The organism is Mesorhizobium sp. M0772, from assembly GCF_040320135.1.
In the GTDB taxonomy this organism is placed as follows: Bacteria; Pseudomonadota; Alphaproteobacteria; order Rhizobiales; family Rhizobiaceae; genus Mesorhizobium.
The window spans coordinates 53,085-77,856 of record NZ_JAMYPB010000005.1 but is presented as its reverse complement, the minus strand read 5'-3'; the positions used below and the strand labels follow the sequence as shown (position 1 = coordinate 77,856).

18 protein-coding genes are annotated in these 24,772 nt (G+C 63.6%); 11 read left to right on the top strand and 7 right to left on the bottom strand.

From position 1 onward, the window contains the following. Window positions 1-6: 6 nt before the first annotated feature. The 4 genes from NKI06_RS05050 to NKI06_RS05035 form a co-directional block, all read right to left on the bottom strand. A complete protein-coding gene (locus NKI06_RS05050; RefSeq protein ID WP_023822070.1) occupies window positions 7-1,035 on the bottom strand; it encodes a zinc-dependent alcohol dehydrogenase family protein in 1,029 nt (342 codons plus the stop codon). Window positions 1,036-1,068: 33 nt separating this feature from the next. Further along, window positions 1,069-2,847 carry a TRAP transporter large permease gene (locus NKI06_RS05045; protein WP_352984327.1) on the bottom strand — a complete coding sequence of 593 codons (1,779 nt, stop codon included), beginning with the start codon at window positions 2,845-2,847 and terminating at the stop codon, window positions 1,069-1,071. Continuing rightward, a complete protein-coding gene (locus NKI06_RS05040) occupies window positions 2,844-3,449 on the bottom strand; it encodes a TRAP transporter small permease subunit (RefSeq protein ID WP_023671348.1) in 606 nt (201 codons plus the stop codon). Before NKI06_RS05040 ends, NKI06_RS05045 begins: the two co-directional genes overlap by 4 nt. 197 nt (window positions 3,450-3,646) lie before the next feature. After that, entirely contained in the window at window positions 3,647-4,552 is a 906-nt protein-coding gene (locus NKI06_RS05035) for a branched-chain amino acid ABC transporter permease (protein WP_023752465.1), read from the bottom strand. Window positions 4,553-4,640: 88 nt separating this feature from the next. Between NKI06_RS05035 and NKI06_RS05030 the strand changes: the two genes are divergently transcribed. From NKI06_RS05030 to NKI06_RS04985, 10 genes are all read left to right on the top strand, one after another. Then, the gene (locus NKI06_RS05030; protein WP_352984325.1) at window positions 4,641-5,249 is read left to right on the top strand and encodes a CGNR zinc finger domain-containing protein; all 609 of its coding nucleotides are present in this window, start codon (window positions 4,641-4,643) and stop codon (window positions 5,247-5,249) included. Beyond that, entirely contained in the window at window positions 5,242-5,772 is a 531-nt protein-coding gene (locus tag NKI06_RS05025; protein ID WP_023729725.1) for a hypothetical protein, read from the top strand. Before NKI06_RS05030 ends, NKI06_RS05025 begins: the two co-directional genes overlap by 8 nt. 221 nt (window positions 5,773-5,993) lie before the next feature. Beyond that, the gene (locus NKI06_RS05020; protein ID WP_352984323.1) at window positions 5,994-9,464 is read left to right on the top strand and encodes an indolepyruvate ferredoxin oxidoreductase family protein; all 3,471 of its coding nucleotides are present in this window, start codon (window positions 5,994-5,996) and stop codon (window positions 9,462-9,464) included. 91 nt (window positions 9,465-9,555) lie between these two features. Further along, the gene (locus NKI06_RS05015; RefSeq protein WP_023714564.1) at window positions 9,556-11,871 is read left to right on the top strand and encodes a putative bifunctional diguanylate cyclase/phosphodiesterase; all 2,316 of its coding nucleotides are present in this window, start codon (window positions 9,556-9,558) and stop codon (window positions 11,869-11,871) included. A gap of 167 nt (window positions 11,872-12,038) precedes the next feature. Continuing rightward, window positions 12,039-12,809 carry an N-acyl amino acid synthase FeeM domain-containing protein gene (locus NKI06_RS05010; RefSeq protein ID WP_023742599.1) on the top strand — a complete coding sequence of 257 codons (771 nt, stop codon included), beginning with the start codon at window positions 12,039-12,041 and terminating at the stop codon, window positions 12,807-12,809. A 99-nt stretch (window positions 12,810-12,908) separates the two neighbouring features. Further along, window positions 12,909-13,058, top strand: coding sequence for a DUF3096 domain-containing protein (locus NKI06_RS05005; protein WP_023671341.1), 150 nt, complete (start codon window positions 12,909-12,911; stop codon window positions 13,056-13,058). A 164-nt stretch (window positions 13,059-13,222) separates the two neighbouring features. Further along, window positions 13,223-13,447 (top strand): aa3-type cytochrome c oxidase subunit IV, encoded by a 225-nt coding sequence (locus NKI06_RS05000; protein ID WP_023671340.1) that lies wholly within the window; start codon window positions 13,223-13,225, stop codon window positions 13,445-13,447. 100 nt (window positions 13,448-13,547) lie between these two features. Next, window positions 13,548-14,825: a Re/Si-specific NAD(P)(+) transhydrogenase subunit alpha gene (locus tag NKI06_RS04995; protein WP_352984322.1), complete on the top strand. Its 1,278-nt coding sequence runs from the start codon at window positions 13,548-13,550 to the stop codon at window positions 14,823-14,825. Then, window positions 14,825-15,250 (top strand): proton-translocating transhydrogenase family protein, encoded by a 426-nt coding sequence (locus tag NKI06_RS04990; RefSeq protein WP_502900572.1) that lies wholly within the window; start codon window positions 14,825-14,827, stop codon window positions 15,248-15,250. The genes NKI06_RS04995 and NKI06_RS04990 overlap by 1 nt, the downstream gene beginning before the upstream one ends. 6 nt (window positions 15,251-15,256) lie before the next feature. Next, window positions 15,257-16,654, top strand: a complete 1,398-nt coding sequence (locus NKI06_RS04985) for an NAD(P)(+) transhydrogenase (Re/Si-specific) subunit beta (RefSeq protein WP_023671337.1) — start codon at window positions 15,257-15,259, stop codon at window positions 16,652-16,654. 91 nt (window positions 16,655-16,745) lie between these two features. On the opposite strand, the gene NKI06_RS04980 is transcribed toward NKI06_RS04985, so the two are convergent. Continuing rightward, window positions 16,746-17,663, bottom strand: coding sequence for a membrane protein (locus NKI06_RS04980; protein ID WP_023700421.1), 918 nt, complete (start codon window positions 17,661-17,663; stop codon window positions 16,746-16,748). 331 nt (window positions 17,664-17,994) lie between these two features. On the opposite strand from NKI06_RS04980, the gene NKI06_RS04975 reads away from it, so the two are divergent. Next, window positions 17,995-19,440, top strand: a complete 1,446-nt coding sequence (locus NKI06_RS04975; RefSeq protein ID WP_023703663.1) for a hypothetical protein — start codon at window positions 17,995-17,997, stop codon at window positions 19,438-19,440. A 36-nt stretch (window positions 19,441-19,476) separates the two neighbouring features. On the opposite strand, the gene gyrB is transcribed toward NKI06_RS04975, so the two are convergent. Further along, a complete protein-coding gene (gene gyrB / locus NKI06_RS04970) occupies window positions 19,477-21,948 on the bottom strand; it encodes a DNA topoisomerase (ATP-hydrolyzing) subunit B (RefSeq protein WP_352984318.1) in 2,472 nt (823 codons plus the stop codon). A gap of 145 nt (window positions 21,949-22,093) precedes the next feature. Further along, window positions 22,094-24,724 carry a caspase family protein gene (locus tag NKI06_RS04965; RefSeq protein ID WP_023683525.1) on the bottom strand — a complete coding sequence of 877 codons (2,631 nt, stop codon included), beginning with the start codon at window positions 24,722-24,724 and terminating at the stop codon, window positions 22,094-22,096. Between the last annotated feature and the right edge of the window lie 48 nt (window positions 24,725-24,772).

Genomic DNA, 24,772 nt, shown 5'->3' with positions numbered 1-24,772 from the left:
TGCCCTTCATTCCCTGCCCGGCACCACCAACACCTTGACCTCGCCGGGGGCGGCCGGGTTGGAGATAACCGAGGGGGCTCCGTCCAGGCCGACCTGTCTGGAGATGAGCTTGTCGATCTCGATTGCCCCGGACGCGACAAGGTCCGCCGCCCGCCTGTGGGTGAAGGGGTTGATGAACGAGCCGAGAACCTTCAGTTCGCGAAACAGGATGTCGAACGGTTCGAAGGGCACTTTCACGCCTTGCGGCATCACGCCGACGATCACCACCGTGCCGCCGGACTTCGCCAGCCGCATCGATTGTTCGACGGTATCGGGGACACCGGCGCATTCGAGCACCACGTCGGCCCCGCCGGGCACAAGGCCGGTTGGGCCGGCGATCGCCTCGATCGGGTCGACCGCGTTTGGGTCGACCGTCGCCGTTGCACCGAGCTCTTCGGCGAGCGCACGGCGGGAGGCCTGCCGCGTCGACAGGATGATGGTCGCCGCTCCTGCGAGCCTCGCCAATTGCACGGTAAGCAGGCCGATGACGCCGCCACCAAGCACCACCACGGCAGCGCCGGGTCTGATTCCGGCGAGGTCGACAGCGTGCAGGCAGCAGGCCAGCGGCTCGCAGAAGGCGCCATGCGTTGGCTTGAGGTTCGCAGGCAGAAGAAAGGCCTGGCTCTGCGGCATCACGACGTAGTCGGCGAAGCCGCCGTCGCGATGGATGCCGATGGCCCTGAGATTGCTGCACAGATTGACGCGGCCGGCTCGGCAATGACTGCAGCGTCCGCAGAAGATGTTGGGATCGCCGGTAACACGGTCACCGATGGCGATGCCGGAAACCGCGTCGCCGACAGCCTCGACGATGCCGCAGAATTCGTGACCAAGCGTCACCGGCGGGCTCGAAGGGAATTCGCCGTGGAGGAGGTGACGGTCGGTGCCGCAAACGCCGCAGGCTTCGACGCGCACCAGAACGTCCTGCGGTCCCGCAACAGGCTTGTCGACCTCCCGTAGCGCAATGCTGCCCACCGCTTCCAGGCGCACGGCTCTCATAACATCCTCACTCAGGTTCTCAGTGTTCACACATCAGTTGAAGTTCGGCGGCTGCGACAGGTCGGTCGCCGGCGCCGCCGGCTTGGCGGGCGGCGTCTCGCCGAAATTCGGCGGCTGCGAGAGATCGTTCGACGGTGGCGCCGCAGGTGATGGACCACCGTTGGCTGGTGGTGGTGTGCCGAGAGGCGCAAGGCCTGGCATATCAGGCAAGTTGATCTCGATCGTACCCGGATCGACGGCCGCACCCTTGTAGCGCATGACCATTTGCGGGAAGGCGATGGTCAGCCCGATCATGATCACCTGGATGCAGACGAAGGGCACGGCGCCCCAATAGATCTGGCCGGTGGTCACCGGCGCGATCTGCTTGCCGGTGAGGCGATCGAGATAGGGCACGCGCGCGGCGACTGAGCGCAGGTAGAACAGCGCAAAGCCGAAAGGCGGATGCATGAAGGAGGTCTGCATGTTGACGCCGAGCAGCACGCCGAACCAGATCAGGTCGATGCCGAGCTTATCGGCAGCCGGCGCCAAAAGCGGTACGATGATGAAGGCGAGCTCGAAGAAGTCGAGGAAGAAGGCGAGCACGAAGACCAGGATGTTGACGCCGATCAGGAAGCCGACTTCGCCGCCCGGCAGCGACGTCAACAAATGCTCGACCCAGACGTGGCCGTTGACGCCGTAGAAGGTCAGCGAGAACACCCGCGCGCCGATCAGGATGAACAGCACGAAGGAGGAAAGCCTCGTGGTCGACGCGAGCGCCTGTTTGATGACATCCAGCGACAACCGCCCCTTCATTGCCGCCATCGCCAGGGCGCCAACCGCGCCCATGGCGCCGCCCTCCGTCGGGGTGGCGATGCCGAGGAAGATGGTGCCCAGCACCAGGAAGATCAGCGCCAGAGGCGGGATCAAAACGATGATCACCTGCTGCGCCAACCTGGACATCATGTTGATGTTCAGGCCCTTGTCGGCGATCGCCACGATATAGATCAGGATCACCCCGATGCTGGCGCCAAGGATATCGGCATTGTCGCCATGCGCCGGCGCAAGGTAGCGATAGGCCGCATAGGAAGCCGCGACTGCCACCAGCAGTGCCGCGAGCAGCGACAGCACGCCGTGGCCAAGCGTGCGGGCCGCCAGCGGCAACGCCGGCATCGAGTTCGGCCGGACGATCGACATGATCAGGATGTAGAGCGTGTAAAGGCCGGTCAGCACCAGGCCGGGGATCAGCGCGCCGGCATACATGTCGCCGACCGAACGGCCGAGCTGGTCGGCCAGAACGATCAGCACCAGCGACGGCGGGATGATCTGGGCGAGTGTGCCGGATGCCGCGATGACGCCCGACGCCAGTCGTCGGTCATAGCCGTAGCGCAGCATGATCGGCAGCGAGATCAGGCCCATGGCGATGACCGAAGCCGCGACCACGCCCGGGGGCGCGGCAAGCAGCGCACCGACGAAGATCACCGCATAGGCAAGGCCGCCGCGAACCGGGCCGAACAGCTGGCCGATCGTGTCGAGCAGGTCCTCGGCCATGCCGGATCGTTCGAGCACGATGCCCATGAAGGTGAAGAACGGGATCGCCAAGAGCGTGTCGTTCGACATCACCCGGCTGCCGTAGAAATTGTCGGGCAGCGCATGCAGCAGCGGCCACGCCAGGTTGATCGAGCCGCCCGAATAGGGCGACAGCACGACGCCGATGAAGAAGAACATCAGGCCGTTTGCGGCGAGCGAGAAAGCGACGGGATAGCCGATCAGCAGGAAGATGATCAGCGAGGCGAACATGATCGGCGCCATGTTCTGGGCGATGAACTCGATCATGGGCGCGCCTCCTGGGCGAGCGCCTTGGCTTCTTCGGCAAGGGCTTTCGCCTCGAGCTCGGCCTGTTCGTGCACCGAGATGAACGGATTGGGATCGTCCATGTCGCCGCGCATGATGGCGATCTTCTTGATGATCTCGGAGATGCCCTGCAGCGCCAGCAGAAAGAAGCCGACGAGCAGGATCGCCTTGGCCGGCCAGATGATCAGGCCGCCGGAATTGTTCGACATTTCGCCGCTGCGGAACGACAGCGACACGTAGGGTATAAAATAGATCACCATCAGCGTCACGAACGGCATCAGGAAGAAGACATGGCCGAGCAGGTCGATCCAGTGCTGCACGCGGCGCGACCACATGCCGTAGACGATGTCGATGCGGATATGGTCGTTCTGTTTCAGCGTGTAGGCGGCGGCCAGCATGAAGGCGGCGCCGAACAGGTACCACTGCAGTTCCAGCCAGGCATTCGACGAGACGTCGAAGACCTTGCGGATGATGGCATTGGCGGCGCTGACCAGGATTGCCAGCAGGATCAGCCACGATATCCACCGGCCGATGAACTCGTTCATACGGTCGATCGTTCTGGATAGAGCGAGCAGCCCTGCCATGCATTTCCTCCCTGAGGTCGAAGGCGCGCCGGCTCCCCTATTTTCCGTCGCGCCGCTGTGGCCCAACGGTATGCCGTGCGTGGTTCGGCGGGTCAACATGGCATGGGCGCGATCAACGCCGTCGTGACGGGAGGCAGGGGATAAGTGCCGACCGGCTGCTGCGTCATGCAACCAAAGTCTGACAGCGGATGCGGCGATCAGGCGATCTTCTGCTGGTCGCGGCCGGGACCGATCAGCACAAGTGCCGCGACCAGGAACAGATACATCCAGCCATCGCGCCATTCGATCGGGAAATAGCCGGCCCATAGCGACTCCGTCATGCCGAAGGCGGCCGCACCGAGCGCGGCCCGAGGCGGAGAGAGATAGCCGCCCACCGCCGTCACGAACAGGATTTTCAGCCCGAAGACGAGGCCGGAGCCGAAGCTGACATTGCCGTAGTAAAGGGCGGCCATGATTCCGGCCAGCGCGGCGCAGAAACCGCCGAACAGCACCGCATGCCGGAACACTGCGCGCACGTCCACGCCGCACATGGCAGCCGCTTTGGGATCGTCGGAGACGGCGCGCCAACGGCGACCGAAGCCCGAGCGGGCAAACGCCCATGCAGCGAGCATGATTGCCGCCAGAACCACCGCGCAATCGATGAGCTGGATCAGCGTCAGCGTCGCCTGGAAGCCGGCATCCTGAGCAAAAACGATGGGCTGCGCCAGCATCGGCGGCAGCCACCAATCATGCGTGTCGGCGGCGATACGGCTTGCTTCCGACAGCACCAGCAGGATGCCGAGCGTCGTCACCACAATGGCATTGGGCGTGCGGTCGGCCAGCGGTTCGAAGACGCTGCGCGACAGCACGTGGCCGATCAGCGCGGCATAAAGGAAAGCCGTGACGACGCCGAGCACTACTGCCGCCAGCAAGGTCAGCCACAATACCTGATAGCCGAAGGCCACGGTCAGGATCATCGTCTGGCCGCAAAAGGCGAACAGCGCGCCATAGGCGAGATTGGTCCGGTGCAGGATGCCGTTGGTCAGCACGTAGCCGAAGGCAAGCAGCGCATAGAGCGCGCCGGAATGCAGCCCGTTCAGCACCTGCTGGAAGAAATAGAGCATAGACAGCTTTCCGGGCGCCGGAGCCCGCGCCAAGGTTTGCATCGTAAATCTAACTTGTCAAACGCGATTTATCGGTTAGATTGCCGGCATGACGGTATCCTGGACCCCGCATCGCTTCACCGGCGGCATTCTTGCGCTCGATACGGCCAACACCGTGGTGTTGCGCAACGATCCGGAAAAGACCTTCGACCGTTTTGACGATCCGGCCGAGATCGCGCGCTTCGCCGATGCCGCAAGCGGCTTTCGCGGCGCCGAGCTTGGCGGCAGACCGCTAGAGGCGACCTCGCCGGACAGCATCGCGCCGGTGGTGCTGGCGATCCGCGAGACGACCGACCGCCTGTTTCGCGGCGCGGTGTCGAAAGGTGCGCTTGCCGCCGGCGACCTCGCCGCTTTTCTCAAGGCCTGCGCCAACGGCCTCGATCGGAGCCCTGCCGAAATCGGCGCACCGGGTAGACCGTTCGGCGATCCATCGACGCCGATCGCGTTCGAGGCGGCGCTGGCGGTTTCGGCCTTGTCGCTGCTGCGCGACGACACGGTCGCCAGGCTCAGGATCTGTCCCAATTGCAGCTGGCTGTTTCTCGACAGGAGCCGCAATTCCAGCCGCCTTTGGTGCGATATGGCTGTGTGCGGCAACCGCCAGAAAGCAAGCCGTCACTATCGCCGCCGCACGGCGGCACATGAGGTCAACAATGCCTAGGGTTGTTTTTCGTTCGATCCTTGTCGGTGCTGCGCTCATTGCAGCCGTTGCGCTTGGCGCCTGCCGCGACACCGGCGGCGACGGCAAGCTGTTCGAGGTTTCCGGCAAGGTCGTCGTCTTCAACTACCGTCTCGCCCGGGCGACCTATGTCGTGACGCTGCGGCCCCTGCAGCCGATGGGCGAAGGCCAGGTTGCGGTCGCCAGTTTCCAGAATCCGGCCGGCGGCCCTCCCCTGGTAGTCGAGCAGAAGGTCTGGCCGAAGCTCGACAAGGTCAGCCTGGAGAGCCCGGCGCTCACCTGCATCGTCAAGGACAAGCCCTATGCGATCTCCATCAGCATCAGGGGTCCTGACGGCACGTTCCTGCAGAAGATCGACACGACGCTGATGTCGAGCGAGGACCAGTCGATCCTTCCCGACCGGCCGCTGGTGGTCGACCAGCTCTATACGGCCAATCCCGATCTTGCCGGCCATCCCGACGGCAAGCTGCCGGGTGAGCCGAAGCCGGATTGCTCGAAAGGCTGACGCGTCTTTGCCGGGCGCGACTGCGTGGAAATTTTCGGTCGCCGGACAACCGCCGCGGACCGATTTCGTGCCGGATACGCGACGGCAGCGGATCGTTCGTTGCGCTTTGCCTGGCACTTTCGATTTCGTTTGACCTGCCTTGCAAGCGGAGAAAGACTGCGCCATCTCACTCCTACGTTGGCTGCGCGCCCCCGGTGCTGTCTCCGCAGAGGAAATGCCTGATGACGCTGCACGACGTCGCGCTCGACGACAAGTTCGATCTTGGCAAGGAGCGCATCTTCCTGTCCGGCGCACAGGCGGTCATCCGCATGCTTTTGATGCAGCGCGAGCGCGACCGCCGGGCCGGCCTCAACACGGCCGGCTTCGTGTCCGGTTATCGCGGCTCGCCGCTCGGCGGCCTCGATATGCAGCTGTGGCGGGCGAAAAAGCAGCTGGCGCAGGCCGACATCGTCTTCCAGCCCGGCCTCAACGAGGAGCTTGCCGCCACCGCCTGCTGGGGCTCTCAGCAGACGGAATTGCTGGGCGAAGGCAAGCATGACGGGGTGTTTTCGGTCTGGTACGGCAAGGGACCGGGCGTCGACCGCTCCGGCGACGTTTTCCGCCACGCCAACCTCGCGGGATCGTCGAAGCATGGCGGCGTGCTTGCGCTGATGGGCGACGACCATATGGCCGAATCATCGACCAATGCGCACGCCACCGAATTCCTGTTCGTCGACACCATGGTGCCGATCCTCAACCCGGCCGGCGTTCAGGAGATCATCGACTACGGCCTCTACGGCTTTGCCATGTCGCGCTTCGCCGGCACCTGGGCGGCTATCAAATGCGTCAAGGACAACATCGAATCCACGGCCTCCGTCGATGCCGCGCTCGAGCGCCTGAACATCGTCGTGCCGGAATTCGATATGCCGCCCGGCGGCCTCAACATCCGCGATGAGATCGACATGCTCGGCCAGGAGGAGCGGCTGCATGAACACAAGCGCGCCGCTGCATCCGCCTTCATCCATGCCAACGGCCTGAACCGCATCGTCTATTCGGGCGGCCGCGCGCCGAAGCTCGGTATCATCACGCTCGGCAAGAGCTATCTCGATGTCCGCCAGGCGCTGGAAGACATCGGCATCGACGAGGCCGCCGCCGGCCGCATCGGCATCCGCCTGTTCAAGGTCGGTTGCCCATGGCCGCTCGACCTGCAGCATATCGCCGAATTCGCCCGCGGCCTCGACACCATCGTCGTCGTCGAGGAGAAGCGCTCGCTGATCGAGGTGCAGCTGCGCGAAAACCTCTACGGCACCGCCACCCAGCCGATGATCGTCGGCAAGAAGGACGAGCGCGGCGACTGGCTGTTCCCGGCCAAGGGCGCGCTCGACCCCAACGAGATCGCCATTGCGCTGGGCGAGCGCATCCTGCGCACAATCGGCCCTTCGGAAGAGATCACTGCCAAGGTGGCAAAGCTGCGCCAGTTCCAGGCGATGCTTGCCGACACCAGCGATATCGGTTCGCGCACGCCGTTCTTCTGCTCCGGCTGCCCGCACAATTCCTCGACCAAGGTGCCGGACGGCTCGATCGCCGCCGCCGGTATCGGCTGCCATTTCATGGCGCTGTGGATGGACCGCAACACGGTCGGCTTCACCGCCATGGGGGGCGAGGGCGCACAATGGGTCGGCCAGGCGCCATTCTCCAAGCGCGGCCACATTTTCCAGAATCTCGGCGACGGGACCTACAATCACTCCGGCACGCTGGCGATCCGCTTCGCGCTGTCGACCGATGCCAACATCACCTACAAGATCCTCTACAACGACGCCGTCGCCATGACCGGCGGCCAGCCGCATGAAGGCGGCCTGACTGTCGACATGATCGCCAGACAGGTGCGCGCCGAAGGCGTCGAGCGCATCGCCATTGTCACCGACGAGCCGGAGAAATATGCGGGCAAAGCCGAATTCCCGCCCAGTGCCACCATCCACCACCGCGACGACCTCGACCTCGTCCAGCGTGAACTGCGCGACGTCAAAGGCGTCTCGGTGCTGCTCTACGACCAGACCTGCGCCGCCGAAAAACGCCGCCGCCGCAAGCGCGGCACTTTTCCCGATCCCGACAAGCGGGTCTTCATCAACGAACTGGTCTGCGAGGGCTGCGGCGATTGCGGGGTGCAATCGAACTGCGTCTCGATCCAGCCGGTCGAAACCGAGTTCGGCCGCAAGCGCAGAATAGACCAGTCGAGCTGCAACAAGGATTTCTCCTGCGTCAACGGCTTCTGCCCGTCCTTCGTCACCGTGCACGGCGCCAAGATCAGGAAGGCCGAAGGCATTGCCGGGCGCTCCGACCCGCTTGACGGCGTGCCGGTGCCAGCCGAATTCCCGCTCGGTAGCGAGGGTTGGGCGGCGATCATCGACGGCGTCGGCGGCACCGGCGTCGTCACCATAGGTGCTGTGCTCGGTATGGCCGCCCATCTCGAGGACAAGGGCTGCGGCATGATTGACATGGCCGGCCTCGCCCAGAAGGGCGGTTCGGTGTTCACCCATGTCCGCATCGCCCGCACGCCGGACGACATCCACGCGATCCGCGTTTCGGCCGGCAAGGCCGACCTGGTACTCGGCTGCGACCTTGTCGTGTCCGGCGCCAAGAAGGTGCTAGGCGCGGTGCGCGAAGGCCATACCATCTTCCTCGCCAACACCGCCGAGATCATGCCCGGCGAATTCGCCCGTTCGGCCGATTTCTCGCTGCCGATCGAGCGCCTGAAGAAGGCGATCCGTGCTGCTGCCGGCGAAGACAAGACGCATTTCTTCGACGCCACGCGCACCGCCACCCAATTGTTCGGCAATTCGCTCGGCGCCAACATGTTCATGCTCGGCTTCGCTTTCCAGCATGGCGGGCTGCCGCTGTCGGCGCAAGCCGTTGAAAGAGCAATCGAATTGAACGGCGAGGCGGTGGCGATGAACATCGCCGCGTTCCGCTGGGGCCGGCGCGCCGCGCATCAGCCGGACTTTGTGCGCGGCCTCATCGCGCAGCCGGGCAAGGCCACTGAGATCGCCGAGACGCTGGACGATATCATCGCCCGCCGCGTCGCTTTCCTCTCTGCCTATCAGAATGCCGCCTATGGCAGGCGCTATGCCGAGAAGCTGGCGGTTTTGCGTGCTGCCGAGGCCAAGGCCGTGCCTGGCTCGACCGCGGTGACCGAGGCCGCCGCCAGAAACCTGTTCAAGCTGATGGCGATCAAGGACGAATATGAGGTGGCGCGGCTCTACACCGACGGCTCCTTCGCTATGGAGCTCTCAAAACAGTTCCAGAGCTACGACAAACTCGAATTTCATCTGGCGCCACCGATCATGGGCAGGCGCGGCAATGACGGCAAGCCGAGGAAATCGAGCTTCGGCCCGTGGATGATGAAGGGATTTCGCCTGCTGGCGGCGCTGAAGGGCCTGCGCGGCACGGCCTTCGACGTGTTCGGCTACAGCACTGAGCGGCGCATCGAGCGGCAGCTTCTGGCCCGCTATGAGGCCGATCTGGAGCTTGTCGCCAAGGCCCTTGCGCCAGGCAGGATCGAGGCCGCCATCGCCCTTGCCTCGGTGCCGGCGCTCATTCGCGGCTACGGCCATGTCAGGCAGGCCAGCGCCGAAAAGGCGGCGGATGAACGAAATCGCCTTCTTGAACGATTCAAGTTGCCGGTGCAGCCAAGCGCATTACAAGCCGCTGAGTAGCCAAAAGGGCCGGAAAAACAGGCCCTTCAGCGCGAGCTAAAGGTTTTTTAATGGGACTATGCCAAGGCTGTGGTTCAGTTGGGCGCCAGTAATGGGCAGAACAAAGACCGATAACATCCCTGTGGATGTTTATATCCAGTTTGTGCGCTCGTTGTTCGACAACGCGCATATGCTGGTCATTGGCGCGCTTTGCCACGCAACCGCCAGCCTTATGGTCTATTGGCGCAACGGCCAGCCTGTCTTCCTGGTTCTTGCCGGAGCACTGCTTGGCATCGGCGTTTGGCGGTATTTCAGCTTGCGGCGGTTCCATCGCCTAGGTGGTTCCATCCACGATGCCTTGGATGCGACACGATGGGAGCGCGAATATATCCTGAACGGCAGCATCCAGGGGCTGATGCTGGGCCTGTTCTGCTTCATTTCGATCTATGTCTACTCGGATGCGTATGCCGAGATCGCAGCGCTCGCCATAACGCTTGGCTCTCTGGTCACGGTCGTAGGCCGAAACTACGGCTCGCCCCGCATGGTCACGATCTTCGCGGTAACCTTCGTCGGGCCGATCGCAGCAGCCCTTATCCTCAGGTTTGACATCCCCAGTGTCGTGCTTGGGCTGCTCATCATCCCGTTCATGTTCATCATCAAGGGCAGTGCCGACCATGTGCGCAACGTGCTGTTCTCGGCCGTGGTCGGGCATAAGCAGGCGAGGCAAATCGCGCAGCGCTTCAACCGCGCACTCAACACCATGTCGCATGGCCTGGTCATGCTCGGACCCGACGGCAAGGTCGTGGTCGGCAATGCCGAAGCCGCGCATCTGATGTCGCTGCGCTCGCCCGACCAGCTGCTCGGGCGGTCGATCCATTCGCTGCTCCTGCGCGGCGTTGCGGGCGGCATGCTGGCGCCGAAAGACTGCCGCTATGTCGAAGCGCAGCTGACGCGCGCGTTGCGCGAAGGCCGTGACCGCAAGGTGCTGGTCTCCTTCTCCAATGGCCAGCACTACGAGTTCTCGGCCCGCGAGGGCAATCAGGACCTCGGCGTCATCACCTTCGAGGACGTCACCGCCCGCGTCGAGTCCGAAGAAAAGATCCGCTTCATGGCGCGCTATGACAGCCTCACCGGCCTGCCGAACCGCGCCTATTTCCATGAGCTCGTCGGCGAGGCCATGGCGTCGGGCAGCCGCGACCGGCTGTGCGCCCTGGCGGTGCTCGATCTCGACGATTTCAAGAGCGTCAACGACACACTTGGCCATCCAGTCGGCGATGGGCTGATCTATGCCGTTGCCGAGCGACTGGCGGCCGTCGCCGGGCAAGGCGTCAATGTCAGCCGCTTCGGCGGCGACGAGTTCATGATCTTCTTCGACCGCGTCGAGGATGAAAGCCATCTGACCGGCCTGCTCGACCAGATCTTTGCCGATCTGCAGGGCGAAGTCGATGTCGCTGGTCACAGCCTGCGCATCCAGGCAAGCGCGGGCGCCGTGCTGTCCAGGGTCGAGGACACCGATGTCGACGCCATGATCGTCAAGGCCGATCTGGCGCTCTACAAGGCCAAGGAACTCGGCAAGAACAACTGGCGACTCTTCGAGGCGGCGATGGATGCGGCGTTCCGCAACCGCCAGATGATGAAGGCCGACCTGCGCACGGCTGTGGAGGGCAAGGCCTTGCGGGTGGTCTATCAGCCCATCGTGGCGATGAACACCATGCGCATCGCCAGCTGCGAGGCGCTGTGCCGCTGGGATCATCCCGACCTCGGGCCGGTTTCGCCCAGCGTCTTCATTCCGCTGGCCGAAGAAATGGGCATCATTTCCGAGATCAGCACCTTCGTGCTCGCGGCGGCCTGCGCTGAATGCGCCAAATGGCCCGCACAGACCAGCGTGTCGGTCAACCTTTCGGCCAAGGATTTCCGCAGCCGCGACGTCGTCCAGAAGGTTCGCGACGCGCTTGCCACTTCGGGGCTCGCCGCTGGCCGCCTCGAGATCGAAGTCACCGAAACCGCGCTGCTCGACGACAAATCGCTGACGCGCCAGTATATCGAGGAACTGAAGCAGCTTGGCGTGCGCATCGCGCTCGACGATTTCGGCACCGGCTATTCAAGCCTGAGCTACCTCCACAAGCTGCCGCTAGACAAGATCAAGATCGACCGTTCGTTCCTGATGGACGTGACCCAGAACAAGCGTTCGCTCGATTTGTTGAAGGGCATCGTCGACCTGACCCGCGTGCTCGGGCTGACCGTCACCATCGAAGGTGTGGAAACGTTCGAACAGCTGAAGATCCTGGTGCATTCGGTGAAACCCGACCTCGTCCAGGGCTTCCTCTTCGGCGCAGCTCTCAGCGCGTCCGGCATCGAAACGATGTCCAATGTGACCTGGCCCTTCGCCGCGGAATTGCGGCCCGTCGCCAAACTCGCGACCACATGAAGCCCAACCTTTAAATCGCGCTTGAAAGCCGTCAAAAAAGCTGTGTATTGCCAAAACGTTAACCTATTGTTAACGTTAATATTCGGTAAACACAGACGATTAGAGTTTCATCTTCTTGTTCATTCGGTCGTCCGGTATGGTTTAGTTGCGACGGCACGAGGGTAACAATGGAAACTCAGCTAGCAGGTATGCCTCTGGTGGCTTCTAGGGCCACCGCTCAGTCTCCTTCGGTGTTTTCTCGTCATATCATGGACGTCCTGGAGCACGTCGAGTATCGCCTTTGCGACGGTGCCGAGGATTTGGAAGCCATCTATCGACTTCGCTACAAATCCTACCTTCATGCTGGCATGGTGAAGCCCGATGCCTCGCGTATGGTAAAGGACGACTTCGACGATCTGCGCAATTCCTACCGATTTGGCGTGTTCTTCGATGGTGTTCTGGTCAGCACCATCAGAATCCACTACGCCTGCGCGAAATACCCTGTTTCCCCCAGCACCGCCGTGTTCGGCGACACGCTTGCGCGGCGGCTGGCAGTTGGCGAGACGTTCGTCGATCCAAGCCGTTTCGCTGCCGATATCGAGTGGTCGACCAGCCTGCGCGTGCTGCCCTACGTGACGCTCAGGCTTGCGGTCGTAGCTTGCAGCCACTTCAAACCGACATATTGCCTGACGGCGGTCAAGGAAGAGCATGCCGGCTTCTATCATCGCATCTTCCGTTCCGAGCAGGCGGTGCCCCCGCGCATCTATCCCGGTCTCACCGTTCCCGTGCATCTGTTCCAGTCGAAGTGCTCCGAAAACATGCAGGCGACGCTGGATCGCTTCCCGTTCTTCAACTCCACGCCGTTCGAGCAGCGCATGCTCTTCCAACGCCCCAAGAGCGGCGAACTCGCACCGCTAACCATCCTGCCCACCGCCAAGTTTTTCCGCGAAGCCGCCTGACACCACTGAAGCCTGCGTAATTCGGCACGCGAGCTCTGGAGCTTTCCCGCCGCTTCCGCGTTCTGGACGACGCCGACGCGGCCATAGAAAGGAACCGACATGCATATTCCCGAGCTAGCACTGACCCCGCTGATCTCGCTGATTGCCGGCGTGCTGATCCTGGTGATGCCGCGGCTGCTCAACTACATCGTCGCGCTCTATCTGATCGTCATTGGGCTGCTCGGGCTGTTTCCGCATCTAGCCGGTTGAAACGCAAAACCCTCAACGTTCGACGTTAGGCCGGCGACAAGCCCTGCCGCCGGCTTTCAACATTCCTTTGAGGCTGTTGTCACTGGTCGTGCGGCAATAGCGCCATTGCTCTTGGCCCGGCTTTTCGCTATGTGCCTCAAAGATGTCTTCGAAGGGGTATTCCTATGGCTGATCACACGCCGACCGGTCCTGTCGAACTGGGCGCGAAGATGGACTATGCCGAACATGACCGCACCTATCATGGCTTTCTGGCGCTGGCCAAATACGGCTCGCTGTTCTGCGGCGCCCTGCTCCTGGCCATGGCTTTCGGCTTCTTCGCAGGCGGCTTCTTCTCCGCGACCATCCTGTTCGTGCTGATCCTCGCCCTCGGCGCCTTCATTCTCCGATAGTCTCTTCAGACCCTTGCCAGGGGCGTAGCCGGACATCCGGCCGCACTCTTTCGCAAGCCGCACTCTTGCGCAAACAGGTTCCAGCCGAAAGGATCATGCGGTGGGACAGACGGTTTTCATCCCTCGCGAGCCCGATGCCAGCGAGCCTCGTGTCGCGGCCTCGCCCGATACCGTGAAGCGGCTGGCGGCGCTGGGCTTCGACGTCACCGTCGAGACAGGCGCCGGCACCAGGTCGCGCATTCCAGATGAGGAGTTCGCCAAGGCGGGCGCCGCGATCGGCAAGGCTTCGGATGCGAGCCGGGCGGATGTGGTGCTGAAGGTGCGCCGGCCGACCGACGCCGAGCTGAAGGGCTACAAATCGGGTGCGGCGGTCATCGCCATCATGGATCCCTACGGCAATGACGCCGCGGTCGCGGCGCTTGCCGAGGCTGGGGTCACCGCCTTCTCGATGGAATTCATGCCGCGCATCACCCGCGCCCAGTCGATGGACGTGCTGTCGTCGCAGGCCAATCTCGCCGGCTACCAGGCCGTGATCGACGGCGCATCGGAGTATGACCGCGCGCTGCCGATGATGATGACGGCGGCCGGCACCGTGCCGGCGGCGAAGATCTTCATCATGGGCGTCGGCGTTGCCGGCCTGCAGGCGATCGCCACGGCGCGCCGTCTCGGCGCCGTCGTCACCGCCACCGACGTTCGTCCCGCCGCCAAGGAACAGGTGGCGTCGCTCGGCGCAAAGTTCCTCGCCGTCGAGGACGAGGAGTTCAAGGCGGCCGAGACCGCCGGCGGCTACGCCAAGGAAATGTCGAAGGAGTACCAGGCCAAGCAGGCAGCGCTCACCGCTGAGCACATCGCCAAGCAGGACATCGTCATCACCACGGCGCTGATCCCCGGCCGTCCGGCGCCGAAGCTGGTGTCGGCGGCGATGGTCGCCTCGATGAAGCCGGGCTCGGTGATCGTCGACCTCGCCGTCGAGCGCGGCGGCAATGTCGAAGGCGCAGTTGCAGGCCAGGTGGTGACCACGGCCAATGGCGTGAAAATCGTCGGCCACCTCAACGTGCCCGGCCGCGTCGCCGCATCGGCCTCGCTGCTCTACGCCAGGAACCTGTTCGCCTTCCTCGAGACGCTGGTCGACAAGACCAGCAAGACGCTCGCCATCAACCGCGAAGACGATCTGGTCAAGGCGACGATGCTGACCGACGCTGGCCGCGTGGTGCATCCGGCCTTCGCCAAGGCGGCGGAACAGCCCCATGTCGAACCGGCGGCCATTCCGGCCAAGACCATTGTGGCTGATGCCACGCCGAAGAAGGCTGCACCGAAAAAGGCGTCCGACAAAGCCACTGCCGGCAAGTCCGCCGCCAAGCCGAAGGGGACCGCGTGATGGATCAGACCTTGCAGAAAGCCCTCGATCAGCTCGATCAGGCAAGTGCCGCCGTCCGGCTGGCTGTGCAGAACCTGGCCAACGCGCCTGGTGGCGCCGATGCGGCGGGCGATGCCGCGCACGCACTGTCCGGCGGCGCCATCGATCCCTTCGTCTTCCGCTTCGCCATCTTTGTACTTGCGATCTTCGTCGGATACTACGTCGTCTGGTCGGTGACGCCGGCGCTGCACACGCCGCTGATGGCGGTCACCAACGCCATCTCCTCGGTCATCGTCGTCGGCGCGCTGCTGGCCGTCGGCATCTCGGCCTCCGGGGTTGCCACCGGCTTCGGCTTCGTCGCGCTGATGCTGGTCTCGGTCAACATCTTTGGCGGCTTCCTGGTCACCCAGCGCATGCTGGCCATGTACAAGAAGAAGGACCGGTAGAGCGCCATGAACGCCAACTTCGCGTCCTTCCTCTACCTGGTCTCCGGCGTCCTGTTCATCATGGCGCTGCGCGGCCTGTCGCATCCGACCACCAGCCGCCAAGGCAATCTCTACGGCATGATCGGCATGGGCATTGCCATCGCCACCACGCTGGCGCTGGCAACCCCGTCCGCCGGGCGCTTCGGCCTGATCGTGCTTGGTCTGGCCATCGGCGGCGGCGTCGGCGCCGTTACAGCGCGCCGCATCGCCATGACTTCGATGCCGCAGCTTGTCGCCGCCTTCCACTCGCTGGTCGGCCTTGCCGCCGTCATGGTAGCGGCAGCCGCCATCTACGCGCCGGAAAGTTTCGGCATCGGCACCAATGGCGACATCCACGCCCAGGCGCTGATCGAGATGAGCCTTGGCGTTGCCATCGGCGCCATCACTTTCACCGGCTCCGTCATCGCCTTCCTCAAGCTCGATGGCCGCATGTCGGGCAAGCCGATCATGATCGGCGGCCGTCACATCATCAACGCGGTCCTCGGCATCGCGCTGATCGTGCTGATCGTGCTTCTGGTCACCACCGAGGCCAAGCTGGTGTTCTGGCTGATCGTCGCGGCTTCGCTGGCGCTCGGCGTCCTCTTGATCATCCCGATCGGCGGCGCCGACATGCCGGTCGTCGTCTCGATGCTGAATTCCTATTCCGGCTGGGCCGCCGCGGCACTCGGCTTCACGCTTGGCAATCTGGCGTTGATCATCACCGGCGCGCTGGTCGGCTCGTCCGGCGCCATCCTGTCCTACATCATGTGCAAGGGCATGAACCGGTCGTTCATCTCGGTCATCCTCGGCGGCTTCGGCGGCGAGACCGCGGCGGTTGCCGATGACGGCATCGAACGCACGGTCAAGCAGGGCTCGGCCGACGACGCTGCCTATCTGATGATGAACGCACAGAAGGTCATCATCGTGCCGGGCTACGGCATGGCGGTCGCCCAGGCCCAGCACGCGCTGCGCGAAATGGCCGACAAGCTCAAGGCCAATGGCGTGGATGTCAAATACGCCATCCACCCCGTGGCCGGCCGCATGCCCGGCCACATGAACGTGCTGCTCGCCGAAGCCAATGTTCCCTATGACGAAGTGTTCGAACTGGAAGACATCAACTCCGAGTTCGCGCAGGCCGATGTCGCCTATGTCATCGGCGCCAATGACGTCACCAATCCGTCCGCCCGCGACGACAAGTCGTCGCCGATCTACGGTATGCCGATCCTCGACGTCGACAAGGCCCGCACCTGCCTGTTCGTCAAGCGCTCGCTCGGCTCGGGCTACGCCGGCATCGACAACACGCTGTTCTACAAGGACGGCACCATGATGCTGCTCGGCGACGCCAAGAAGATGACCGAGGAAATCGTCAAGGCCATGGATCACTAAGCCGCCGCAACCTTCCACTGGAAGGTTGTCGGTCCATCATCGGAAACAAAAAAGCCCGGTTCGACCGGGCTTTTTGATGTTGAAGACCGGTTCAGCGGCTGGTCAGGAAAACCGCTTCCTCGTCGTCGCGCTGCCTGCCGCCCAGGGCTGCCGCAGCGCTGGCGATGAAGGCGCCGATAACCAGCGACAGGGCGCCAAGCAGGGCGAAGGTGGCGCTGCCTTTCCGCGCGGCGTCGGCGGCCTGCTTTGCCTTGACCTTGGCGTCCTCGACCCTGGCCACCAGGGCGTCGACACGCGCCTTGGCGTCGGCCTCGGAAAGCCCGGTGCGGGCGGCGACCAGCTGCGACAGATAGGTCTTGTCGTCAGCCGAAACTTCGCCTGCCGCCGCACTGGCGATGAGGATGCGCGAAGCCTGCCCGGCCGCAGCCGCATCGCTGTCCGGATTGGCCGCCGCGAGCCTGGCGGCATCAGCCGGACGGAACAGCGTATCCACGAGATAGGACGTTGCATTGTCGGCCGGTGCGCTGCCGGCATTGGCGGACGCGCCGGCCGAAGCACCCATGGCGGCGCCTGAGGCAACAGTAGAAGCCGCCTGCACGCCTGAACCAAGCACTGCCGACAGCGCCGACCCGAGAATGCCGACGACCAGCAATGTCGCCAGCGCCCAGGCGAGGAGGCCGTGCGCGGTGTCACGGAAATAGACCTCGTCGGTGTGGATGCCGACCCATTTGGTGCGCAGGCGTCCGGCAAGATAGCCACCGACCCCGGAGGACAGCCATTGCACGATGATGAGCCAGATGGCGCCGGACACCGCGAAGGTGGTCAGCGAGGCACTGGCGCCGGACCACGGCGAGACCATGGTCAGCCCCAGCCCCGAACCGAGCAGCATGAGGATGAAGGTCAGCGTCGAGGCCGCGAAGGCGCCGGCGATGATCGGACCCCAGCTGACGGCCGGGGCGGAGGATTCCGTTGAGGCGGATACGTCGACAGCCGATACGGTGGACTGCATCGACGCCTCCTACCGTACGAACAGCATGATGAGAATGATGATCGGGATCGGAATACCGAGCAACCAGAGCAAAATACCGCGTCCCATAAAGAGCCTCCCTGCGAGAAATTGATCGATGTCGTCACAATGTTCCTGAGCGATTTCCGTTCCGAAGGGCAATGAAATGATTTGCTTGCCGGGAACGGAACTATTTTCCGCGCGGCCCGAGGCACAACTGCGAAACTGTGGATTGGTTCACGGAGTTCCACATGGGCTGCCGTGTATTGTTGGCTCGGTGAGCCGGGGGTAGCATGAGCGATCCCGCCGTCGGATGTCGTCAACGGAGACGCTGATGCCCAAGACTGTCGCATCGCTGGCTTACAAAAAGGCGCAGCCCGGCCAGGCGGTGGTGATCGTGCACGGCATGGGCGAGCAGCGGCCGATGGGTACGCTGAGGGGATTCGTCCAGGCGGTCTGGAGCAGCGATCCCACCCGTGCTCCACCCTACGCCCAGATTCCCGATCCGGCCGTTTCCGGCGCCACGATCAACCAGAGCTGGATCACGCCCGACAGCCGGACCAAGTCACACGAGCTGCGCCGCATCACCACGCCCTACGACGTCGATGGCCGCCGTACCGATTTCTACGAGCTTTATTGGGCCGACATCACGCAAGGCACGACGCGCGGCCGGCTGGCCGCCTGGGTGACGAACCTGTTGTGGCGCAAGCCCGCCGACATTCCGCTCGACGCCCGCAAGCTTTACGTCGCCACACTTCTGATCGTTATCGTCATTCTGGGCGCAGCACTCGTGCTGGCAACATCGGTCTGGCAACAGGCCGTTACCTTGACGACCGGCCTGATGATCACCACCCTCGCTTCTTTTGTCATCTGGGCGGTGGATCAGTTCGCCCTGCCCTATTTCGGTGACGTCGCCGCTTATGTGCGCGCCGAGGCGGCGACGATCGAGAAGCGTGCGCTGATCCGCGACAGAGGCCTGACGTTGCTCAAGACGCTGATGAAGGACGATGCTTACGACCGCATCGTGCTGGTCTCGCACAGCCTTGGGTCGATCATCGCCTATGATTTGCTGCAGATCCTGTGGGCCGAGTTCCGGCCGCGAAGGCTGGAAGCGGTCCGCGACAAGGCCAAACTGGCGGCGGTCGAGGCCGTCGACAAGGCAACGCTCGGCTCTGATGGGTCAGCGTGGCCAAAGAACCTTGAAGACCTCGCCGGATTCCGGCGCGGTCAATGGGCGCTCTACCAGCAGCTTCGGACCAAGGACGCCGACCACCCGCTGCCCTGGAAGATCAGCGATTTCGTCACGCTTGGCAGTCCGCTCTCCCACAGCGAATTCCTGGTGACCTACAATCTCGCGGAATTCAGGCGTGGCCTTGCCGAGCGCCTGTTCTCGGCTTGCCCGCCGATTGCCGATGACGGGCGCCCCGGCGGCACCGTGCTTTACCGGGAAGGACACAGCCAAGGCAAGGCGCAGCGCGCGGTGCATCATGGCGCGGTGTTTGCGGCAACGCGCTGGACGAACGTCTACGACCGCGGCAATGGCTGGGCGACAGGCGATCCGATTTCCGGTCCGATGACGGAAAACTTCGGCCCCGGTGTGGAGAACATCCAGATCGAGCTTCGCAGCTCACTTGGCCGTATCTTCACCCACACGCTTTATTGGTCATCGACGGCAAACGGCGTCGAAATCGCCCTGCCGGCGGGCACCGCGCCGCGCTCGCATCTGCAAGTGCTGCGCGACGCGGTGGACCTTGGTCGGAAGCTGGAGCCAAAGGCCTGACCCGGAGTGGAGCTCCGGCGGCAAGGCCCCCAGCCCTCAAATGTCCAGATTGGCAACTGACAGCGCGTTGTCCTGGATGAATTCGCGCCGCGGTTCGACCTCGTCGCCCATCAGCCGCGAAAACAGCGAATCCGCATCGGTGGCGTCATTGACCTTGACCTGCAGCAGCGAACGCACATTCGGGTCGAGCGTGGTTTCCCAGAGCTGCTCGGCATTCATCTCGCCGAGGCCCTTGTAGCGCTGCATGGTCAGGCCCTTGCGGCCGGTCGCAAACACCGCGTTGAGCAGCGCCAGCGGCCCCGAAATGGTTTCGGAGACATCCTTGCGGCGCAGCACCGGCGGCTCGCCATAGACTTCCATGAGGCGCGGGGCATAGCGGTCGAGCTGGCGTGCGTCGGCCGAATTTATCAGCCCGGCATCGAGCTGCGCGAATTCCTTGACGCTGCGCACCGTGCGTTCGAACACATAGCCGCCGACGCCTTCATTGGAGGTCGACAGCCGGCCGGTCCAGCCGCGCTCGGTGTCCTCGGCAATGATGTCAAGGCGCTGGGCGACGCGTTCGGCCATGGCATTGGCGCGGCCGAGGTAGTTTAGCACATCGGCGTTGAGCGCGCCGGCGATCGCCGCCTGTTCGACCACGCCCCTGTTGTAGCGCGTGTGCAGCCCGTTGATGAGCTGGCGCACGGCCAGTGCATCATCGATCGAGCCGCGCAGATCCTGTCCGGCCCGCGCCTCGCCGGAGGCAAGCGTCAGCGACGCCTCCTCCAGCCCGGAGCCGATCAGGAACTCCTCGAAGGCGCTCTCGTCCTTGATGTATTGCGAGCTTTTTCCGCGCGTCACTTTGTAGAGCGGCGGCTGGGCGATGTAGAGATGGCCGCGCTCGATCAGCTCCGGCATCTGGCGGAAGAAGAAGGTGAGCAGCAAGGTCCTGATATGGGCGCCGTCGACGTCGGCGTCGGTCATCAGGATGATCTTGTGGTAGCGCAATTTGTCGGCGTTGAACTCGTCCTTGCCGATCGAGGTGCCGAGCGCGGTGATCAGCGTGCCGATCATCTCGGAGCCGAGCATGCGGTCGAAGCGCGCCCGCTCGACATTGAGTATCTTGCCGCGCAACGGCAGGATTGCCTGGTTCTGGCGCGAACGGCCGCCCTTGGCAGAGCCGCCGGCCGAGTCACCCTCGACGATGAAGATTTCGGATTTCGCCGGGTCGCGTTCCTGGCAGTCGGCAAGCTTGCCAGGCAGAGAGGTGACGCCGAGCGAGCTTTTGCGGGTGATGTCTCGGGCCTTGCGCGCGGCTTCGCGCGCCGCGGCCGCCTGGATCACCTTGTCGATGACCACCTTGCCCTCGGTCGGGTGTTCTTCCAGCCAGGTGCCAAGCGCCTCGTTGACCAGGCCTTCGACCACCGGGCGGACTTCCGACGAGACCAGCTTGTCCTTGGTCTGGGAGGAGAATTTCGGGTCGGGAACCTTGACCGACAGCACCGCCGTCAGGCCTTCGCGGCAGTCGTCGCCGATCAGCGCCACCTTTTCCTTCTTGGTCAGGCCCGACGATTCGCCATAGCCGGTGATCTGGCGCGTCAGCGCGCCACGGAAGCCGGCCAGATGGGTGCCGCCATCGCGCTGCGGGATGTTGTTGGTGAAGGCCAGCACGTTCTCGTGGTAGCTGTCGTTCCACCACATCGCCACTTCGACGGTGATGCCGTCGCGCTCGGCCTTGATGGCGATCGGCTTGTCGATCAGCGGTTTCTTGACCCGGTCGAGATATTTGACGAACTCTTCCAGGCCGCCATCATAGTGCAACTCGTGGCGCACGAGATCGGCATGGCGGGCATCGGTCAAAATGATGCGCACGCCGGAATTCAGGAAGGCGAGCTCGCGCAGCCGGTGCTCCAGCGTGCCGAAGTCGAACTCGACCATGGTGAAGGTTTCGGACGACGGAAAGAAGGTGATCTCGGAACCGCTGCGGCCCTCATAGGTGCCGGGCTGCTTGTTCTGCTCATAGCTGCCGGTCGCCTTGAGCGGCGCATCGGCATTGCCATGCGTGAAGCTCATCTCGAAAATCTGGCCGTTGCGGCGGATTTTCAGCTTCAGCCAGGCCGACAACGCGTTGACCACCGAGACGCCGACGCCGTGCAGGCCGCCAGACACCTTGTAGGAATTCTGGTCGAATTTGCCGCCGGCATGCAGCTGCGTCATGATCACTTCGGCCGCCGAAATGCCTTCGCCAGTGTGAATATCGGTCGGAATCCCGCGGCCATTGTCGATAACGGTGACCGAACCGTCGGGATTGAGCGTCACCGTGACCAGATCGGCATGGCCGGCCAGCGCCTCGTCGATGGCGTTGTCGACCACCTCATAGACCATGTGATGCAGGCCCGAGCCGTCGTCGGTGTCGCCGATATACATGCCCGGCCGCTTGCGGACAGCGTCCAACCCCTTCAAAACCTTGATGGAATCGGCGCCGTATTCGGCCTCAGCGCCGTTGGCGTTGTCGCTTTGATCGCTCATGAAAACCTGTCTGATTGATGCCGCATGCTCAGCGCGAAAAAATGGCTTCGAATCACGCCGCTTTGATGTCCTAGATATAGGCGCAAAAGGCGGTTTTTCCAAGGTTTGCGGGCATTTCAGGGCTGAATCCCGAGCTGGCAGCCGGCTATTTTTTCGCGGCTTTCAATTTGGCCAGAAGACGGCGCAGATATTTGATCGTGGGTTTGTCCCTCGGCGCCAGTTTGCCTGTGCGGTCAAGCTCCAGCGTCAGGTCTAGCGCCTGCGACAACACAGCCTTCGGATTCTTCGCCACATAGGCATAGTTGATATAGGCCTGTACCAGATCGAATTGCCAGATCGCATTGTCCGGATCGGACAGGGCCAACCGCTGGCGGATGGCCAGGCTGGCTTCGAAGGCCTTCTTCGAGCCCTCATAGTGGCGCTGCTTGGTCTCCAGCAGGCCTATTTCCTCGAACGTGATCGACAGGTCGCGCTGCCAGTCGGAATTGCCCGGGTCGAGATTTGCCAACCGGTCGGCAATGACGAGACTGTCCTGGTAGTTCTGCAAAGCACCGGCGATATCGCCCTGGGCATCAAACACGCCGGCAATTTTTTCCAGACAGACCGACAGGTCGCGCTGCCAATCGGTGTTGCCTGGGTCGCTGGCGGCAAGGTCTCGCGCCGTGGCCAGCGCCTGCTGGTAGGCCTCCAACGCGAATGGCCAGTCCTTCTGGTCGCCGTAAGCATTGCCGATCTTGGCGTAACCGACCGACAGGTCGCGCTTCAAATCGGTGTCGTTTGAGTCGCGGCGCACCAGCGCTTCGGCGATTATTTGGCTCTTGTTGTAGGCGTCGAGCGCGCCCGCAGCGTCGCCACGCTCGCGCAGGACGTCGCCGATCCTGGTGTAGCTGACGGAGACGGCGCGCTGATGCCTGGGGTCGTCGGGGTTGTTCTGCGCCAGCGCCAGCCGAATTCTCAGGCTCTCTTCGAATGCAGTCTGGGCGCCATCCAGCTGGCCGGCGGTACGGGCAAGACCGCCGATTTCGTCGTAGGTAATGGTCAGGTCGCGCAGCAGATAGACGCTGTTCGGCTCGGCATCGGCCAATTGCTGCTTGATGGACAGGCTTTGCTGGTAGGCCTGGGCTGCCGCACCCAGGTCGCCTTGCGTGGCCAGCACATTGCCGATCTTGTCATTGGCCATGGCGAGATCGCCGAGCCAGTCCTTCTTGTCCGGCACGTCTGTGGTCAGGCCCTGCAACATGTCCCTGGCCGCCTCATAGTTTTGCAGGGAGGCCGGCAGATCGCCTTGCGCCATCTTGATGTTGGCGAACTTGATATGGCCGATGGCGAGGTCGCGCTTGACGCTCGGATCGGTTTCCTGGCGCGCTCGCTGCTCAAGATTGGCGACCAGCGCCGCAAAGGCGCGGCCGGCGGCGTCGGTGTTGCCGACCGTTGTGTAGAGGATGCCGAGCTCTTCCAGCGTGCGGCTTTGGCGGTCGGCCTGTTCCAGGCTGAGCGAGGTCTGCCCGGCTTCGCCATAGAGCGCCAGCACCGTTTCATAGTCCTTGATGGCGGTTGCATAGTCCAGGGTGGCACGCGCCGCGCCGCCCGAGAGAAATCGCGTCGCGGCTTCGGACAGGGTGCGGCTGACGAAATTGGCCTTCAACGCCTGGCGCGAGACATTGTCGACGTCGGCGGCCTTGGCGAGGATCACGCGTGCACCATCGAAAGCGCCGAGCGCCAACTGTTCCTCGGCCTGGCGGCGCAGTTCGGTCACCTGCGGGTCGTCGGCGGCCAGCGTCTTCATCTCGCCGCGCACCTTGACGAAGGCGTCGGCCGCCTCGCGCAGCTTGGCGTCCAGGCTTTCGCCGGAGAGATGGCTGGTGTCGGAACTGATCAGCGCGCCATAGAGCGGCGCCAGCGGCATGTCGGCATCGCTGGCGACCCGTTCGACCGCGCCGCGCATTTCCGGCGTCACATCGGCCATGGCAAGCAGCAGCCGCTCGCGCTCCGGCAGTTGTTCCTTGGCCGCCGAGGCGAAGAACAGCTTCGGCAGCCCGCTCTCGACGTAGGGCAGCTGTTTTCCGCGCGAAAGGTCGTAGACCTCCTGCTGCACCAGCGTCAGCACCGAGCGGATTTCGAGCCCGTCGGTGCCGAGGTATTTGATCAGCGCCGCTGTAAAGGGCGAATTCGCACCGGTACCGTCGGCAGCCGTCTCGCCGGGCGCCGCCGAAAAGGCGAACAGGATGTTTTCCGCCTTGCCGACGCGTCCGAGGCCCGGCTTGATCTTGTCCACCAGGTCCTTGATCAGCGATGTGGCGCCACGCCCGTCGCCGTTGCCGCCTGTGAACGGATCGCTGCGGCAGGCGTCGAGCACGATCAGCCCGACCTTCGCCGTGGCGGCAACCGCATCGCGCACTTCCTCCAACGGCAGGCTGGTCTTCTCCAGCTGGTCGAGCGAGGAGGCATCGGCATCGACCGGCAGAAGACGGTTGTCGCCGGAGATTTCGACGCCATGGCCGGAGAAATACACCAGCGCCACGTCGGCGCCCATGGCGTCCTCGCGAAAATCGTCGAGAGCCCGGCGCATGCGCCTGAGATCACGATTGGTCTCGACCACGACCTCGAAGCCGAGCTTCTTCAGCGCCACTTCCATCACCTCGCCGTCATTGACAGGATTGGCCAGCGGCCGCACCAGCCGGTAGTCGTCCTCGGCAATGACCAACGCCACGCGCCGCTCCGCCACCGCTGTGGCGGTGGTCGCAAGCATCAACAGCAAGGCAAACAACAGGCGCAAATCGAACCGCCCCCGGCTCAGTCACCTGCCGACCATTCCACCTCTTTA